The 16521-nt window shown below is 45.2% G+C and carries 17 protein-coding genes and 1 pseudogene; 16 read left to right on the top strand and 2 right to left on the bottom strand.

Annotated features, from left to right (window positions below; all coding sequences use genetic code 11):
- Nucleotides 1-2: 2 nt before the first annotated feature.
- The 8 genes from AOA56_RS12060 (at nt 3) to AOA56_RS16410 (ending at nt 6317) form a co-directional block, all read left to right on the top strand.
- A complete protein-coding gene (locus AOA56_RS12060; protein ID WP_053769754.1) occupies nt 3-701 on the top strand; it encodes a type II secretion system F family protein in 699 nt (232 codons plus the stop codon).
- Between the two features lie 10 nt (nt 702-711).
- Nucleotides 712-2037, top strand: a complete 1326-nt coding sequence (locus tag AOA56_RS12055) for a hypothetical protein (protein WP_053769753.1) — start codon at nt 712-714, stop codon at nt 2035-2037.
- An 87-nt stretch (nt 2038-2124) separates the two neighbouring features.
- Complete coding sequence (locus AOA56_RS12050) at nt 2125-2325, top strand: Flp1 family type IVb pilin (RefSeq protein WP_053769752.1); 201 nt, start codon at nt 2125-2127, stop codon at nt 2323-2325.
- A 40-nt stretch (nt 2326-2365) separates the two neighbouring features.
- Nucleotides 2366-3730, top strand: coding sequence for a DUF5702 domain-containing protein (locus AOA56_RS12045; RefSeq protein ID WP_053769751.1), 1365 nt, complete (start codon nt 2366-2368; stop codon nt 3728-3730).
- Nucleotides 3731-3989: 259 nt separating this feature from the next.
- Nucleotides 3990-4685: a pilus assembly protein gene (locus AOA56_RS16035; RefSeq protein ID WP_452594660.1), complete on the top strand. Its 696-nt coding sequence runs from the start codon at nt 3990-3992 to the stop codon at nt 4683-4685.
- The gene (locus tag AOA56_RS12035) at nt 4673-5101 is read left to right on the top strand and encodes a prepilin peptidase (RefSeq protein WP_053769749.1); all 429 of its coding nucleotides are present in this window, start codon (nt 4673-4675) and stop codon (nt 5099-5101) included. Before AOA56_RS16035 ends, AOA56_RS12035 begins: the two co-directional genes overlap by 13 nt.
- The gene (locus AOA56_RS12030) at nt 5095-5511 is read left to right on the top strand and encodes a TadE family protein (RefSeq protein ID WP_024733856.1); all 417 of its coding nucleotides are present in this window, start codon (nt 5095-5097) and stop codon (nt 5509-5511) included. The genes AOA56_RS12035 and AOA56_RS12030 overlap by 7 nt, the downstream gene beginning before the upstream one ends.
- Nucleotides 5400-6317 (top strand): DUF6382 domain-containing protein, encoded by a 918-nt coding sequence (locus AOA56_RS16410; RefSeq protein WP_242843461.1) that lies wholly within the window; start codon nt 5400-5402, stop codon nt 6315-6317. The genes AOA56_RS12030 and AOA56_RS16410 overlap by 112 nt, the downstream gene beginning before the upstream one ends.
- 134 nt (nt 6318-6451) lie before the next feature.
- Here AOA56_RS16410 and AOA56_RS15625 read toward each other — a convergent pair whose 3' ends face one another.
- Nucleotides 6452-7207, bottom strand: coding sequence for a sensor histidine kinase (locus AOA56_RS15625; protein ID WP_082349989.1), 756 nt, complete (start codon nt 7205-7207; stop codon nt 6452-6454).
- A gap of 91 nt (nt 7208-7298) precedes the next feature.
- Between AOA56_RS15625 and AOA56_RS12015 the strand changes: the two are divergent.
- Nucleotides 7299-7712: pseudogene (locus tag AOA56_RS12015) on the top strand (HIT family protein).
- Between the two features lie 42 nt (nt 7713-7754).
- The gene (locus AOA56_RS12010; protein WP_024733852.1) at nt 7755-8291 is read left to right on the top strand and encodes an RNA polymerase sigma factor; all 537 of its coding nucleotides are present in this window, start codon (nt 7755-7757) and stop codon (nt 8289-8291) included.
- Between the two features lie 60 nt (nt 8292-8351).
- Here AOA56_RS12010 and AOA56_RS12005 read toward each other — a convergent pair whose 3' ends face one another.
- Nucleotides 8352-9419 (bottom strand): undecaprenyldiphospho-muramoylpentapeptide beta-N-acetylglucosaminyltransferase, encoded by a 1068-nt coding sequence (locus tag AOA56_RS12005; protein ID WP_024733851.1) that lies wholly within the window; start codon nt 9417-9419, stop codon nt 8352-8354.
- Nucleotides 9420-9594: 175 nt separating this feature from the next.
- Between AOA56_RS12005 and AOA56_RS12000 the strand changes: the two genes are divergently transcribed.
- From AOA56_RS12000 to AOA56_RS11975, 6 genes are all read left to right on the top strand, one after another.
- A complete protein-coding gene (locus AOA56_RS12000) occupies nt 9595-10473 on the top strand; it encodes a DUF4367 domain-containing protein (RefSeq protein WP_162224704.1) in 879 nt (292 codons plus the stop codon).
- Between the two features lie 57 nt (nt 10474-10530).
- The gene (locus tag AOA56_RS11995; protein ID WP_048621137.1) at nt 10531-10971 is read left to right on the top strand and encodes a DUF6147 family protein; all 441 of its coding nucleotides are present in this window, start codon (nt 10531-10533) and stop codon (nt 10969-10971) included.
- Nucleotides 10972-11537: 566 nt separating this feature from the next.
- Nucleotides 11538-12803: an ABC transporter substrate-binding protein gene (locus tag AOA56_RS11990; protein WP_053769745.1), complete on the top strand. Its 1266-nt coding sequence runs from the start codon at nt 11538-11540 to the stop codon at nt 12801-12803.
- 81 nt (nt 12804-12884) lie between these two features.
- Entirely contained in the window at nt 12885-13769 is an 885-nt protein-coding gene (locus AOA56_RS11985; protein WP_053769744.1) for a carbohydrate ABC transporter permease, read from the top strand.
- A gap of 7 nt (nt 13770-13776) precedes the next feature.
- Nucleotides 13777-14616 (top strand): carbohydrate ABC transporter permease, encoded by an 840-nt coding sequence (locus AOA56_RS11980; RefSeq protein ID WP_024733848.1) that lies wholly within the window; start codon nt 13777-13779, stop codon nt 14614-14616.
- Nucleotides 14617-14628: 12 nt separating this feature from the next.
- Entirely contained in the window at nt 14629-16500 is a 1872-nt protein-coding gene (locus AOA56_RS11975; RefSeq protein WP_053769743.1) for a beta-N-acetylhexosaminidase, read from the top strand.
- Nucleotides 16501-16521: the final 21 nt, after the last annotated feature.

Raw genomic sequence — 16521 nt, 5'->3', positions numbered from 1 at the left:
TTTTGGGAGGTATCGAGGCAGCCGGCGCGGCAGGGCTGACAGCACTTTTATTTTATCGTTCTATCGCCGTGTCACCGATTTTGTTACTCCCGGTAGGCGGAATGTTCCTGTATGTGTGGGAAAAGGAGATCTTGCGAAAGAAAGAGCGGGAGTTTACAAGGCAGTTTCTGGACACGCTGCAGTCGGTGTCAGCCGCCCTAAATGTCGGTTATTCTCTGGAAAATGCTATGCTGGAAGCAGAGAAAGAAATGCGGATCATGTATCGGGAACAGGATCGGATAGTCCGGGAATGGAAGTATATGATCCGTCAGATGAAGATGAATCTTAGCATGGAACGGATTCTTGAGGAGTTTTCATGGAGGGTTGACCAGGAAGATGTCAGAAATTTTGTTACAGTAATCGCAGCAGTAAAGAAAAGCGGCGGAAACATGGCAAAAGTGATTCGAAAGACAATGTTTCAGATCCAGGAGAAGGAGGAACTCAGTAAGGAGATTGAGACGGTTATTGCGGCGAAGAAGATGGAGTTTCTTGTAATGGCGGTGATCCCATTTGGTATGATTGCCTATATGTTGGTAAGTTTTCCAGAGTTTATGGAGGTGCTCTATCAGGGGATAGCGGGCAGAGCGGTGATGACAGGATGTCTCCTTTTGTATTTGGCAGCTTTCTGGAGTGGGTTTCAAATGACAAGGATTGAGGTGTAAAGAAAAAGAAATGGATATAAAAGCGATTGCGGTGACAGGAGTCGCCTATTTGATTCTATTGATTCTATTTATAAAGACAGGAAAGAAGAGGACAAAAAGCCGGGAAAAGCGGCGCAAAATCCGGAAAGGCATCTGTTTTTTCTTCTTTGTCAATACCCTCAGCGTGGCGGTGTTTATCTGGACGGGACAGGAACGTCCGGTGAAAGACGGCAAGCTTGGCCGGGACGAAAAAGGAGGCGGGAGCAGGAACGAGACAGTACTTGCCACGGTAGACGGTATTTGTGAGAGAGTTCCTGTCCAGATCAGGGTGGACGAGCAAGGTTACACAGAAGAGGAGGTCACGGCGATCCTGAAGGAAGTGTCCGAAGAGCTGGAAGCAAAGATATTAGGTAGCAATGAAAAAAGGAGCTATGTTACGACGGATCTGGATCTTATCACATCCATTCCGGGCTATCCGGTCTCGATCCAATGGACACTGGACAATTATGATTACATGGGACTGGATGGAACTCTAAGAGAAGGAATACCGGAGGAGGGAGTCACAGTACATCTCCGGGCAGTACTGAGCTTTGAATATGGACAGAAGCAGATGGCTCAGAAGACATGGGAGACAACAGTGACGCTCTATCCGCCGGAACTTCAAAACCCGGAGCAGGTGATAGAAGCACTGGAACATCTGGTGAAGGAGGAAAACGAAAAGAGCCGGGAAGAGACAGCGCTGTCTCTTCCGGATGAGATCGCCGGCCATGCTGTTACTTGGGGACGGGATACAGCAATCAGCGGGTACCAGGTGCTGGGAATGGGAGGTCTGATCTTTCTACTTCTGGCCGCCTGGGGGCGACAGAAGGCAAGTGAAGCCTTAAAGATTCGGAAAAACCGGCTTTTGCAGGATTACCCAGAGATTTTGGAGCAGTTCTCCTTGTTAATAGGAGCGGGAATGACTGTCAAAAGCGCATGGTATAAGATTGTGGACAACTATCAGGAAAGAAAAGACCGGTGTGGAAAGCGTCCGGCTTACGAGGAGATGGTAAGGACCTGTTTTGAAATGCAGGGCGGGGTACCCGAAGGAGAGAGCTATGAGAATTTCGGGAAAAGGTGCCAGACACAGGAATATATGCGCCTGGGGCTTCTGCTGTCCCAGAATCAGAGAAAGGGGACACGGGGAATTACAGAGCTTCTAAGTCTGGAGGCTATTCATGCCTTTGAGGATAGAAAGGCAAGAGCAAAGAGGAAAGGAGAAGAGACTGGAACAAAGCTTCTGGTACCCATGATTATGATGCTGGCGGTAGTACTGGTGATCGTTATTGTCCCAGCTTTCTGGAGCACGGGAATCTGACGGCAGGATGAAAGAGAAAACAGGGAAATATTGACGATAACTTTCGCAGGGGAAAGAGAACGTCAGGGAAGAAGAGGAGGATGAAATATGTTTTGGTTGAGGGTAAATATGAAACGAATTTGGAACCGGATAAAGGAATGTCTGAAAGACGAAAGTGGAATTGGTGTGGTGGAGATTATTTTGATTCTCGTTGTATTGATCGGGCTGGTCATCATTTTTAAGGCACAGCTCACAGAGCTCGTCCAGACAATTTTCAGTAAGATTACAAGTGAAAGTGGAAAAATATAGTAGAAGCTTCCCAGCCGGGGTAGAAACCTGGCAGGCCCAGATGACTGTGATGACAAGTCTTATGATTCTCATTTTGATGACGTTTGCCGCAGCCATACTGGAGAGCGCTTCCCTTCAGACGTCCAAAAATATCCGGCGGGCTGATGTGGAGCGTTCAGTAGAGTCGGTATTTGCGGAGTATCAGAAGGAACTTCTGGAGGAGTATGATATATTTGGCCTCGATGGCTCCTATGAGACCGGATCTTATACCGAAGACCGGGTGTTGGATCGGATGACGGTATTCGGGGCAATCGCGGGGGAGAACCAGATCGAGGCAATCCGCTTCCTCAGTGATAATGAGGGGCAGGAATTTGCGGATCAGGTCTGCCGCTATCTGGAGAACCTATATGGAATTGATATGATTCAGGATCTGATCGGAAGAGAGGATGAGGCAAAAGAACAGGAAGAAAAAGCGATTGATTTCCAGAAGCGGGAAGAGGAAAATGAAAAGAAGATGGATGAAGTGCTGGCATCCGGGGGCTCTTTGGAGGAGTCTGGAGAGGGAAGCGAAGGGGAGATAGAAAATCCGCTGGGAGTGTTGCAAAAGTTGAAGCATAGAGTGCTGACGGAAATAGTACTTCCACGGGACCGTGTTATTTCCCAGAAAAGTGTGGAAGGAATGGCGGGGGTATCCGGACGGACGAGACAGGAAGGAAAGGGGAATCTGCCGTCAGTGGAGGCAAATGCAAGTGAAAAGCTGTATATGATTGCTTATATCCCAGACCATTTTAAAAGTTATACGAAAGCGGAAGATGACCGTCCGCTGGAGTATGAACAGGAGTATCTGATCGGAGGAAAACAAAATGACATGGAGAATCTGCAGATCGTCCTCAATAAGATTCGTAGATTTCGGATGGCTTCGAACTTCCTTTACCTTCAGACAGATGAAACAAAAAAGGCAGAGGCCAAAGTGCTGGCTGGAATTGTCAGCGCCCTGCTTGGAAACCCAGGACTTACAGAGGTGGTCGCCCAGGGTGTCCTGATGGCTTGGGCTTATGGGGAGAGTATTATGGATCTGCGGGTACTGACTGCGGGCGGAAAAGTTCCGTCAGTCAAGACGAAGGAGACTTGGAAGCTGAGTCTGTCCGGACTGCTGAAGCTAGGAACGACGCAGGATTCCGGCAGCAGCAGTGCGGGAGAAAGCGGCCTTTCCTATGAAGATTATCTGAAGATGCTCTCCTTACTGGAAACCAAAGAGACATTGAGGATGCGGATGCTTGATCTGATCGAGTGGAATCTAAAAATGCGTCTGAACTGTCCGTTTTTTCAGGCGGATGCCTGCATTACCCGGATGCGGATTCAAAGTATCTGTCAGCTCAGAAGAGGGATTACATATCAGTTTTCAACGTATTATGCATATCAATAATTCAAATCAAAAAGTAACAGCAGAAAGGAGGTAAAGCAAGGTGCCTTTTTGTGACAACTCAGGTGATTTAATCCAATTACAAACCAAAATCAACGAAATTTCAGATCGAGAAATATCATATAGAAAGGAGACAAATTCTGATTCGCTTCATAGATGGAAGCAGCTTTCCCTACGAAAACAGCAGTGTACCTTAAAGGCGCCTGTCTTTACCTCCTTTCTAAGTGGCAGTATGACAGTGGAGGCAGCCTTTGTGATCCCTATGTTTCTCTTTGCGATGCTGGCCTTTTTGTATCTGTTTGAGATCATGGCAGTACAGACCAATATCCGGGCAGGGATGCAGTATGCCGGAAAGATGTACGCAAAAGATGCATATCTGAGTCCGTTTGTAAATACTGGAAAGCTACAATCCGATATTCAGGAGGAAATCGGAACAGAACGGCTGGACAGAAGTCTTATTCTGGGAGGAGCTTCCGGTATTGACTGCGGGAACTCCTATGTGGATCTTTTGAATCAGATCCTGTATCTGAACATATCGTACAAGATGGAAATTCCCATCCCAGTATTTGGCAGATTTCAGGTGGAGAAGGAAGAAACGATGCGGGTGAAAGGGTGGTGCGGTTATGAATCTTCTATACCGATATCGGCGGAACAGACCATCGTCTATGTGACTGAAACCGGGACAGTGTACCACAAGGATTATCACTGTACATATTTGGATCTGTCAATCCATATGGTTCCGGTTTCCGGCCTGGAAGATCTGAGGAATGAGTCGGGCGGTAAGTATTATCCCTGTGAGCTTTGCGGAAAGAAAGTGAGCGGCATGGGAGTTTACATTACCAATTACGGAAGCAAATATCATATGTCCATGTCCTGCGGCGGACTGAAGCGAAAGATCTATGCAGTTCCGATTTCGGAGACAGCAGGGAAAGGAGCGTGTTCGAAGTGTGGGAAATAAAGATCTGGAATACAATCTTTTTCTTGTTTCAGGCGGCATGTTCAGTCTACGATATCCGGATCCGAGCCGTGCCCCGGTGGCTCCTGCTTCTGGGGAGCGCCCTGACAGCAGCGGCAAGAATAGCTGGAATCGGGGAAGGCACTTGGGTCTACATCTGGGGAGCGTTTGTAGGTATTGGGTTTCTCATTGTGAGCAGGTGTACGAAGGAGGCATTGGGGTATGCGGACAGTTGGATGATTTTCCTGCTGGGAATGTACCTGGGGATCTGGAAACTGGTATCGGCATTGAGTTTTTCCTTTTTGGCGGCCGGAATCTGGAGTCTGGGGAAGGTCGTATTGAAGAAGAAAGGGCGCAAGGAAGTGATTCCGTTTCTCCCTTTTCTGACAGCCGGATATCTGGGAGGAATTGTATGGTAGAGAAAAAATGGAAGGGGAACTTTACTGTGGAGGCGGCTATTCTGGCATCGGCACTGCTGTTTATCGTTTATGGCATCATCATGGCACTGTTTTATTACCATGATAAAAATATTTTGACCGGAACGACATATGAGACAGCGGTGATAGCCGGAAGAAAACAGAAACGGGAGTCCCCTTTCTCGGAAGAAGAAGTCAAACAATTATGGAGAGAAAGGATTTCCGGAAAGATGATCCTGTTCCGGAAAGCAGAGGTAGAGATAAGATGTCACAAGGAGTATGTGTCGATTTTAGCACAAGCATCGAGGAAAAAACTGAGAATTACAGCGTCGGCAAAGGCGGCGCTTACCGAGCCGGAGGACCGGATCCGGAGCATCCGGAAACAAAAGGATGCAGTGATACCAGAAAACTGAAAATCGGCTACCGGAGAGATCTGAATACATCATATTTCATTATTGAATCTGACCGCTTTTACCAGGCGGATTATCAGATGAAAATGCTGACAAACAATCAGATCCCCGGGCTTTTACTGGTAAAGGGGAGGGGCGTCAACGGAAGAAGCCGGTATGAATACGAGATACAGGGAAAACATTCTTTGGAATTTCTTACACAGAAAGGCCCTGTCACCTATGAAATGATTATTGCTATCATTGAGGATCTGCTTGCTGTTATGGAGGAGATGCGGGATTATCTCCTCAGTCCTAATCAGTTGCTCTTGGATCCGAGAAGTATTTTTATGGAGGGAGGACGGTATTATTTTTGCTATTACCCGTCTAATGTAAAAGGGATTTCAGAGAGTTTCCATGAGCTGGCTGAATTCTTCGTGCGGGAGACAGATTACCAGGATCGTTCCGGGATCTATATTTCCTATGCCCTCCACAAGATGACAATTCAGGAAAATTATCAGATCTGTCAGGTGATTGAGGAGATCCTGGCTCATCAGAAGGAGGGTAGTAATCTGGAAGATCAGGATGAGGGGGAATACCAGGAAGAATATTATGAATATGGGGAAGAAGATGAACAGGAAGAATCTGAGGAGGATTCTTGTGAGAATCATTACGACGACTGGGGACTGGAGGATCGGCCGATCGGGGATGTGATAAGGGAAAAAGTCGGTGGATGGGGACTCATAAAAAATCTGTTTAGTCATGGTTTTAAGGGAACAAAAGAGAAACTGATGAACGGGCAACGGAATGTGGAATACAGAAAAAAGTATTGAAAGAGTTGCCTTGTTGCGATAGACTAAAAACGTAGAAAAAGAAGAAACCTGATGAGAAAAGATAGCTTGGATATAGGGTTTAGACACTTTCAATACGGGACACCGGCGGTTGCCGTGTCCCGTATCTCCACCCTTTACAGGGGATGATCAGGCGACTCCCAATGTACCGGAAGCAGGACTTCAAAAGTAGTTCCGTGATTGGGTATGGAGGTTACAGAGACCGTTCCGTGATGGGCATGGATAATATTTTGCACAACAGGAAGTCCAAGCCCTGTTCCGGAAGATTTGGTTGTGACAAATGGTGTGAAAATTTCTTCCATCTGTCCTTTGGTAATGCCGCAGCCGGTGTCTTCGATTCGGATGTGAAGCTCATCGCATTTGGACCATACGTCAAGGCGGACGGAACCGGGACCATGGATGGATTCTCTGGCATTTTTCAGAAGATTCAGTATGGCCTGCCGGAGTTTCACAGGATCTCCAGTGATGACGGGGAGATTTTCCTGGAGCCGGGAAGTAAACTCTACGTCAGAGGCGGTACAGGACGCAGCAAAAGAGAGGACCAGTCTTTCCATAAAATTACGGAAAGAAAAGGTTTCCGGCCGCAGGTCATTGCTGTTATTGTAAAGCGAAAATTCCTGCAAAAGCTCCATCATGTAGTCCAGATCTTCGCACAAAGAATTCCAGTAGTCAAAAGAGCGGATCTCAGGGTGCTGGGATTCTATGAGCTGAATGGTACTGGAAAGCAGAGTCAGCGGATTTCGGATTTCGTGGCAGATTTTATGCCGCTCCATTTCGTAGGACAGGAGCAGTTTTTCAAACAGTGCAGACGCTTCGGCATTTTGCCTGACATAGGATTGAAGGCGCTGCATCTCATCGGATGTAAGAGACATAGGAATATCCCACCTTTCTAAACGGATGATGATTTCTAGTTTAGCACCGGTGGCTTAAATATTCAAATATCAATGTAAAGGAGTTCAAGAGATGAGAGACGATAATTGTATTTTCTGCAAACTTGCAAACGGAGAGATCCCGACCGCAACGCTTTATGAGGATGAAGATTTTCGTGTAATTCTGGATGCAAGCCCTGCGTCAAAGGGACATGCACTCATCCTGCCGAAAGAACACTATGCAGATCTTTATGAGCTGGACGACGAAGTTGCGGCAAAGACACTCGTGCTTGCGAAGAAGATGGTGAAGAAGCTCACACCGATTCTCGGATGCGACGGGTATAACATCGTATAGAATAACAAAGAGACAGCGGGGCAGACCGTATTTCATTTCCATATGCACTTGATTCCAAGATACAAAGGCGACAAGGTAGGACTTGGCTGGAAGATGGGACAGCTTGATAATGCTCAGAAGGAAGAGATTTTAGCAAAGATCAGGGAAGAGTAATGCAAAAAGAATAACAAGAAGATAAGGGCATGTAAAACTCATATGGATGAAATAGTATTTAATGATATCTACGACAAATATGTGAATCCCGTCTGGAGGACGGCACTGTATTACTCTGGAAATCAGACGGATGCTGAGGAGATTACCCAACTTACATTCATACAATTACTTATCAGTTATGAAACTATTCAGAATAAAGATGCCATAGAGGCGTGGTTGCTGACCACCGCCCGCAGACTTGTGTACAGCAGAAAGAGAAAGGCAAAATTGGAGACACCGATGTGTGATGTCGAACTGGCGGGACGTCTGGAAAAAGAAACACCTGGTTCAGATGAATTGATTTTCATGCAGGAACATCGAAGAAAAGACATTGAGTTTACCAATACCATGCTGGAAGAGCTGTACCGCCATAATTCCAAGTGGTATGATGCGGTGGTTCGTGCTTACGCACTGGAAATTCCGCAGAAACAGATTGCGGAGGAGATGGGAATTCGCCTGGAAGCATTCCAGTCGATGCTGTTCAGAGCAAAAAAGTGGATAAAAACAAAATATGAGGCAGATTACAGAGAAATGAAATAATATAAAAAAACAGGTGCCAATTTGACACCTATTTTTTAATTTAAGAGTTTTAAAGGAACATTATTTCTGTGAAGCCTGGACGATCAAGTTGATAATGGTCCCGATGGAATTCTGCATACCGGAATCGGACATTGCTTTTTTATATGTATCCCGATTCTTATACAGGCGGTGGATGCCATCAAGAAGTGTCTCATTAGTAATAGACTCTTCTTCCAGGACGATGCTGAACCCCTGGCGTTCAAAAGAGCGTGCATTGAGGATCTGATCCCCCCGGCTTGCACTTGCCGGAAGTGGAATCAGAATATTTGGCTTGCGGAGCGCCAGAAGTTCGCAAATTGCATTGGCTCCGGCACGGGAAATTACGATGTCGGACAGTGCAAACAGATCTTTTAGCTCTTTTTGGATATATTCAAACTGGGCGTAGCCCTCGATATTAATCAGAGACTCGTCAAGTTTCCCTTTTCCACAGAGATGGATGATCTGAAAACTTTCCAAAAGTTCCGGAAGAATATTCCGCACAGCCTGATTGACCGCAGCAGCCCCAAGACTTCCGCCAATCACAAGGATGACGGGCTTATCGGAAGTAAAATGGCAGAACTTCTTTGCCATTTCCCGGTCGCCGGTCAAAAGCTCCTGGCGGATTGGAGAACCTGTGAGAACCGCTTTGTCAGCCGGAAGATTTTTCAAAGTTTCCGGAAAATTGCAGCAGATCTTCGTGGCTGATGGCATAGAGAGCTTGTTCGCAAGTCCCGGTGTGATGTCGGACTCGTGAATGATTGTTGGGACGTGATTCCGTTTTCCGGCCATAACCACAGGAACGCTGACAAAACCTCCCTTAGAAAAGATCACATCAGGCTTTAAAGCCTTAATCAACTGATTTGCCTCATGGAAACCTTTTAATACACGGAAAGGATCTGTGAAATTTTTCATACTAAAATAGCGGCGCAGCTTGCCAGAAGAAATTCCGTGGTATGGGATATGGAAAGGTTCGATCAGATCCTTTTCAATTCCATTATAAGAGCCAATATAATGAATATCATATTGTAGTTCTTTCAGGCGGGGCAGTAAAGCAATATTTGGCGTGACATGACCTGCCGTACCGCCGCCGGTTAAAATAATACGTTTCATAGTGTGCCTCCGAAAATGCTTTATAATTATTTATATTAAACAGAATTGAAATAAAGGTCAAGTCGGAGGGAAGAAAACACGAAAAAAGGGGGAAGAAATGAAAACAGAGAATGATATGATTAAGAAGCTTGTGCAGGACGAGCTGGAGAAGGAAGCAGAGCAAATTAAAAGGGAGATGGAGCAGGAGCCGAAATTGTCTGAGGGCGTTCCTTCCCCGGAGATGAAAAGTACGATTTGGAGAAGGGCCGAAGAGATCCGGAAGCAAAAAGAGGCCTACGATAATCTGTCCGAGGCAGACAAGGAAGCATTACGCCTTGGAAGGGAATTCCAACTACGTCGGGAAGAAAAAGAGAAAGAGGAGATATCCGAAGAGCTGGTTCCGGAATCCCTGGAGCTTGCTGCAGGAGCAGAAGAACGCAGGCACAGTAACCAAGCCGAAACAGGGAAAACAACAAGAAAAGTCCATGTTGGCAAACGCCGGAAAAAGGCGATGGTTGCTCTGGTCGCGGCACTTGTTACGGTATTGGGGCTTGGAATTACAAGTTTCGGCGATAAAGGGTATGTAGCGGAGACAGTAAAGCAGCTATTAGGAGAAAGAAAATTAACCAATATCGATACAGATCATGAGGGAAAAGAAGAGACAATAAATACCTCAGAAGAAAATGTCTACCAAAACATAAAGGATAATTTTGGTTTTGATCCCGTGCGATTAGATTATAAACCTAAAAAGATGAAAATGGTTGATTCAATGATTGATCAGGCATTATTGACGGCTAATATTTATTATGAATTAAATGGGAGTATGATCACGTATACTATTATTCCAATTTATCGAGATGCCTCATCAGGATATGATATAGAAGACAAGGAAGTAGACCAATATAAGAAACAGATTGAAAATGTTGAGATTACAGTTACAGAGTATGTGATAGAGGACTCGGGGCAGCATGAGTTTTCCGCAGAATTTCAATATCAAGATGTTTCATATTTTTTAACCGGGGTAATTGAGAAAGACGAATTTGAAAAAATTTTGGAAAATCTTCACTTTTTTTGAAAAAAAGCGAAAGATTTTGTCGTCTCGTGCGTCTATATAATAGAGGAGTAAAAAACTATGAAAAGAAAAACCTTTTTATCAAAAGTGACGGCAATGATGGTAGCTGTACTATTGGTATTCGGTGTATCCGGACAGAGGGCCAATGCAGCAGAGGGAGACGATGCTGAGATCGGATACATCACTGTGCAGCCGAGAGGGGTATACCTCCAGAGTGGATATTCTCAGATCAGCAAAGTAGGTTCTGGGAAGATTGCTGTTGGGGGAACAACTTCAGCACAGAAAGTGGTTTCGGAGGTCAGCATTAACGTAAATGTGGAAAGGAAAGTAAACGGTTCATGGGAGCATTATACTTCCTGGACAGCCACAAAATATAATGCTGTTGCAGTTACATCATCGAAAACATTAACTGTGCCAAAGGGATATTCTTACCGCGTTCGTAGCGTACACTACGCAAATTCAGATGTAAGTAGTTCATATACAAATGGACTTTACGTCTAGTGCGGAAGAAACACAGGGAGAAGAAAAACTGAATATGGACTGATTTGTTTACAAGTTGAAAAGATTGAGGGAACATCGGGAGAGTTATTGAGGTTACTGCTCCATAACCTTAAAATGTAATTCAGAAAGCCCAAAAGGCTTTACTATCTTTTAGTCCTTACATTGAGAAAACCCAGACCCTTGCCCGAAAGGGTGAGACCCCATGGAGCAGTAGCCCCAATAGCTCTTCCGTATCACTTCATAACCGTGTTCTTCGGTTAGTGCATAGGATATAGGAAACAGTCTGTTTCCTATATCGCAGATCTTTTCAAAAGAGAGGGACAATATGTAAGCAAACAAAAAAGATTCCGCAGGACAGGTTATCCCTGAAATGCGGAATCTTTTTTTCGATGAAAGCCATACGGTGTTCCTTTGGCAATATGCATGGTAATAATTGATAAAAATAGAAATAATTATGCAAATTCTCTACTCTAACTTGACAAAAACATACGGGGGGGGGGGTAAAATATAGTTATCTGGCCAGAAGTTGAGACAAGAAAAAGAAACAAGTAAGGTAGGGAGGCTATATGAGAAAACGATGGAAAAAATTAGGCGCGGTATGTGTTGCGACAGCAATGTGCGCAGGTCTGCTCGCAGGATGTGGAAGCTCTGAATCTTCTTCGGATAGCGGAAAAAAGACAATTTCAATCTGGTTTCCGGCCTATGCAGGGACGGATGCGGAAGTATCAGATCAGGAATTCTGGGAGGAGCAACTGGAACCACTGGAGAAAGAAGAAAATTGTAACTTTGATGTTCAGATTCTTCCTTGGTCCAATTACGAGGAGAAATATCTGTCTGGAGTAACATCCGGAAATGGTCCGGACATCGGCTATATGTCTATGGAAATGATGGGGGATTATATTGCAAAAGATCTTCTTGCGGATATGGGCTCCTATTTTAATGATGAGGAAAAGGACAACTATATCTATTATGACTACGGAACAATCGATGGCAAACAATATGCGCTTCCATTTATTGCCGGTAATGCGCGGATTTTGATCGGAAACAAAGCGATCCTGGAAAAAGCAGGGGTGACCCAGATGCCGACAACATGGGACGAGCTTGTCAGTGCGTGTCAGGCTATCCAGAAGACAAGTCCGGATGTGAAGCCTTTTGATATGGCCCTTGGTGGAGCTTGGGGAAATGTAGATGAAAACTTCCTTCCATTCTTCTGGAGTGCCGGTGGAGAACTGCTGGACGAGGACGGTAATGTCAATATTGATACGGAAGAAGGCCGGGAGGCAATGCAATTTCTATACGACCTTCGGTTTACACATAACTTTATTGACGAGTCAGCAACTTCCAATGATGACGCACGTATCGACTTTGAAGCAGGAAAGACAGGATTTATGATCCTTGCGACAAGCAACTGTCTGAATCTGGAAGGTGTGGATTGGGATTGGACAACAGCGCTTGCGGGTCCGGACGGGGAGGCGAAGACATTTTTTGCTGCCGATTCCCTTGTTTTGTTTGACAAGTGTGAGGATAAAGACCTGGCAATGAAAGCAATTAAACATTTGTCAAGTGCAGACGTGATGTCTGAGTTCCACAAGCAGATCACAGAACAGCCTCCGATCACAAAGGACGAGGAGTACTCTGGTGACGAGCGGTTTAAGGAATTGTATACTACGGAGAATGACAACTTCAAGACCCTTACACCATTTAACAGTGCGGTTTCTCTGTTGACAAAAGTCAATGAAAATCTTCAGTCCATGATGATGGGAGAGATGAAACCGGAGGAAGTTCTGAAAAATGCCCAGGATTACTATAACGAAAATCTGGCTTCAGAATAAAGCAACAACATAATATAGTATGTAATATGGGCCGGTGGGAGTATTCCTGCCGGTCCGTATAGAATAATTGAGGTGAGACATTTGAAAAGAAGAAGAAGGGAAATGGTTCAGGGATACATCTATATTCTTCCAAGTCTTTTTTTTATGGTGTGCTTTTGTCTGCTCCCGATTTTTATGTCAACGTATTTTAGTTTTACGGATTACGATATTATGACAAAAGCGGATTTTGTCGGAGTAGATAATTATAGTAAAATCTTTTCTGACAAGTATATCATTGACGCACTGAAGAATACCTTTGTATATGTAATTGTGACCGTGCCGATCCAGACATTTTTAGCTCTGGTTTTCGCGGCGTTTCTGGCAGACCGGATGCAGAATATTGTCGGAAACTTTTTAAGAAGCGCTATGTTTATTCCGGTTATTGCATCGTCGGTTACGGCAGGTGCGATCTGGAGAACCATTTTCGGAACTGATGGAGGGATCGTCAATTCCATTCTTGGCATTTTTGGGATTGATGGGCTGAACTGGCTCGGAAGTTCCAAGACGGCGTTAATTTGCGTGTGTGTTGTGGCGATCTGGAAGAATGTAGGGTATTTTCTTGTCATTTATTATGCGGGAATTATGGGGCTGTCCCCGGAGCTTTACGAGGCAGCCCGTGTAGATGGGGCGACATCGATTCAACAGTTTTTTAAGATTACAATGCCGATGCTCAAGCCGATCAATTATCTGGTCATCACGTTGGGCATTATCTGGTCCTTCCAGGTGTTTGATCTGTCGTACACAATGACGAACGGAGGACCGGGGCGTTCTACAGTAACACTCGTAATGGGAATTTACAATGCGGCCTTTAAAGAGTATCGTATGGGTTATGCCTGTGCAATGGCAATTCTGCTCCTGATCATTATTTTGATTATCAATGTGGTGGAAAATGTATTCTTTAAAGAAAAAGAAGAGACAGCGAGGTGACAGGCACATGAAGAAAAGTAAAGGAAAAAAAATCGAGCACTGGACGCCACTTGGAATTTTTGGGCTGTTTTGTACCATCCTGATTACAGTCATTGCGGTGTTCCCATTTATCTATATGTTTTTAATGTCCTTCACGGAATCAAGGACGTTAAAGCTCCATCTAAACGAGGTGGACTTTACCAATCTGGAAAACTTTGCCTACATTTTTAAGAACAGTGGATTTTTACAGGCATTTATAAACAGCGTGGTTGTAGTCATTGCTTCCTGTGCGCTGAATGTGGTAATATCCTGTATGGCGGCATATGGATTTGAGAAAAAGCTTTTTCCAGGCCGGAAATTCATTTTCCAGATTTATATGATCTCGTTGATGATTCCAGGGCAGGTTACGATGATTCCGCTGTTTGTCATTATGAAAAACGTGGGACTTCTCAATACGAGAACCGCACTTGTTATCACGATGATCGGGGCATTTTCAGTATTTTTGGTAAAGCAGTTTATGAATGGCATCCCGGACGAGCTGATTGAATCGGCGCAGGTGGATGGCTGTCCGGAATACCGGATTTTCATTCAGATTGTGATGCCGCTGTTGAAACCGGTTGTCATAACATTGATTGTGTTCACCTTTATTTCTGCATGGAACGATTTTCTGTGGCCTTTGATTGCGGCCACAGAGACGGAGAAATATACATTGACTGTCGCACTTTCCGTATTGAAGACCCAGTATTCGGTAAATTACGGACTGATCATGGCGGGATCACTGATTACATTTATTTTTCCGTTTATTTTGTACATTTTCCTCCAGAAGCAGTTCGTACAGGGAATTGCTCTTGGAGGAGTGAAAGGATAACAGGAGGATTACATGAAACTGATCGTAAAGGATACAAAATTGCAGGAAACCTCGGAGATTCTGCTAAGACACTTTGAGAATTTGCCGGAAACGGAAATCGTGATTTATCCGGAATATTCAGAAACTCCGGGTATCCAGATCTTAAAATACGGCAATAACGTAAAGATTTGTTATCACGAGGAAGTTCAGTATTACCGGGCGCTCGGTATCGTACTTGGGCGGAAAGGGGACTTCTCCTGTTCGCAGACCGCATATACAGACCGTCTGGGGGTCATGTTTGACTGTTCCCGGAACGGCGTGCTTAAAATGGAGACTGTAAAACGCTATATTGAGTACCTGGCTCTTCTGGGAATGAACGATTTGTTGCTTTATACAGAAGATACCTATGAAATTCCGGAGTATCCGCATTTTGGGGCTCTTCGAGGCAGGTATACGAAAGAAGAAATTCATGCGATGGAACAGTATGCGGAAAAATTTGGAATCGAAATGGTACCGTGTATTCAGACGCTGGCGCATCTTCGGACGTACCTGCGGTGGCCGGTCACAGAAAAGATGAGGGACAATTCTGATATTCTTCTGGTGGGAGAGCCGGAGGTATATGAGTTTCTGGATGCCATGATTCGTTCTGTGCGGACGTTATTTACCGGAAAACGGATCCATATCGGGATGGATGAGGCATTCCAGCTTGGTCTTGGGAACTATCTGAGCCGAAACGGATATCAGGATCGTACCGGAATTATGAAGCGGCATCTGGACAGAGTTTGTGAGATCTGCAGGAAATATGAGTTTGAACCAATGATCTGGAGCGACATGTATTTTATGCTGGCCGCTGAGGACGGACGGTACTATCATGTGCCGAAAGATTATGAGTGGAAAGAAGAGGACAAGCCGGACCCGGGACTGACACTTGTCTATTGGGATTATTATAACGCATCTGGGGATGTATACCGAAATATGGTACAACTCCATAAAAAGTTGTCCGGTCAGATGTATTTTGCAGGCGGTGGATGGACGTGGAACGGGATTGCTCCCAATTATGCGAGAGCTTTGAAGACGACAAAAGAAGGAACAAAAGTTATGAAAGAAGAAGGAGTGCGGGACTGGTTCTGTACGCTCTGGCAGGATGACGGAGCCGAAACTCCGATGGAGACATGCCTTCTTTCTCTGACATATTTTGCGGAGTGTGCCTACGAAAACGAAGTAACGCAAGAAATGCTGAAAGGTCGGATGAAAGAGCTGTTTGGAATTGACAGCGAGGATCTGATGCTTCTGGATGAATTTGACAATTTACAGCCGCAGGATCCTTACAATCTGAAATCAGCGAATCCTTCCAAACTGGCGCTTTACCAGGATCCGATGCTTGGTATTTTTGATGGGCAGTTTCGGGGGAAGGGGATTCGCAGGCACTATGAGGAGCTTGCGAAGAAGCTGGAGAAGAGCCTTGAGAGACCGCAGCCGGAACGGACCAGGCATCTGTTGACCTATTACCAGAGGCTGGCGGTATTCCTTGCTGAGAAAGCGGAAATGGGGCTTGATCTTAAAGCTGACTATGATCAACACAATCAGGAGAAGATGCGTGAGTGGACCAAGAGACGAATTCCGCAGTGTCTGCATGTGCTGGAAGAGTTGTGGGAGATGCGGGAAACGATCTGGATGTCGGAATGTAAGCCGCAGGGGTATGAGGTCATTGATATTCGTCTGGGAGGTGTAAAAAGTCGCCTGAAATCGGCCGCAAGGAGGATTGAGACATGGCTTTCCCATCCGGAAAAGCAGTTGGAGGAACTGGAAGAGCAAAGAGTCTGCTTCTGGCCGGATGAAGACCGGATTTACTCCTTCAATCGTTGGGAACAGATTGTAAGTGCGTCCAATATCAATGAGTTATAAAAAGAAGCCGGCTTTGCTGCA

The organism is Sellimonas intestinalis (assembly GCF_001280875.1).
Classification (GTDB): domain Bacteria; phylum Bacillota; class Clostridia; order Lachnospirales; family Lachnospiraceae; genus Sellimonas; species Sellimonas intestinalis.
This window is presented reverse-complemented; position numbering and strand designations above follow the sequence as displayed.